A 1,371-nucleotide genomic window follows, 5' to 3' on the forward strand; every position below is an offset into this window, starting at 1 on the left:
GAACCGTAACGGTAACCGTCGTCGCCCAGTATGGGAGTTTGAACTAGATACAGCCAAACAACAGTTGAACCAGCAGTTTGGCACCCGTGATCTTGTCGGTTTTGGTGTTGAGCACGCCTCTCTTGGTTTGTGCGCCGCAGGTTGTTTGATTCAATACGTAAAAGACACACAACGCACTGCTCTACCACATATCCGCTCACTAACGTTTGATCGCCAAGATCACTCTGTAATTTTAGATGCAGCTACGCGTCGCAATCTAGAAATCACCCAAAATTTAGCTGGCGGCACGGACAATACACTCGCCGCAGTTCTCGACCATTGCTCAACCCCGATGGGCAGCCGCATGTTAAAACGTTGGCTGCATCAACCGATGCGTTGTATTGATACGCTAAACAACCGTCTGGATGCGATTGGTGAAATTAAAGATCAAGGCTTATTTACCGATCTTCAGCCAACTTTAAAACAGATTGGCGATATTGAACGTATCTTAGCGCGTCTTGCTCTACGTTCTGCTCGTCCACGTGATATGGCTCGCCTACGCCATGCCATGCAGCAACTTCCTGAACTAGAATCGCTCACTGCATCCTTAACTCATCCATACCTAGTGAAGTTGGCTCAATATGCTGCGCCAATAGATGAGGTATGTGAGCTTCTTGAACGTGCTATCAAAGAAAACCCGCCGGTAGTGATCCGCGATGGTGGTGTGATTGCAGAAGGCTATAACGAAGAATTGGATGAGTGGCGCAAGCTCGCTGATGGTGCAACCGAGTATCTAGAAAAGCTCGAAGCGGATGAACGCGAGCGTCATGGCATCGATACGCTGAAAGTTGGCTACAACGCCGTACATGGATTCTTCATTCAGGTAAGTCGTGGCCAAAGCCATTTGGTACCGCCACATTACGTGCGTCGCCAAACTCTGAAAAATGCCGAGCGCTACATTATTCCTGAGCTTAAAGAGCATGAAGACAAAGTTCTGAACTCAAAATCAAAAGCACTCGCACTAGAGAAAAAACTGTGGGAAGAGCTGTTCGATTTGCTGATGCCTTATCTTGAACAAATGCAAAACCTAGCTTCTGCCGTTTCACAGATGGACGTGTTACAAAACCTAGCAGAACGCGCAGACTCATTGGATTATTGCCGCCCTACTCTAGTTAAAGACGCAGGTATTCACATTCAAGCAGGTCGCCACCCGGTAGTAGAGCAAGTCACCTCGGACCCGTTCATTGCTAACCCAATAGAATTAAGCCCAAGCCGTAAAATGCTCATCATCACGGGTCCAAACATGGGGGGTAAATCAACCTACATGCGCCAAACTGCGCTAATTGCGTTGATGGCTCATATCGGCTCTTATGTACCTGCAGAATCAGCACA

General features: G+C 47.8%; 1 protein-coding gene. It reads left to right on the top strand.

Translation table 11 applies throughout. The features are described 5' to 3' along the window. Window positions 1-1,371: DNA mismatch repair protein MutS (gene mutS / locus R7127_RS26215; protein WP_318148684.1), on the top strand; the 1,371-nt coding region annotated here is incomplete at both ends.

Origin of the sequence: Vibrio sp. 1159 (assembly GCF_033340395.1) — a bacterium.
GTDB classification, from domain to species: domain Bacteria; phylum Pseudomonadota; class Gammaproteobacteria; order Enterobacterales; family Vibrionaceae; genus Vibrio; species Vibrio alginolyticus.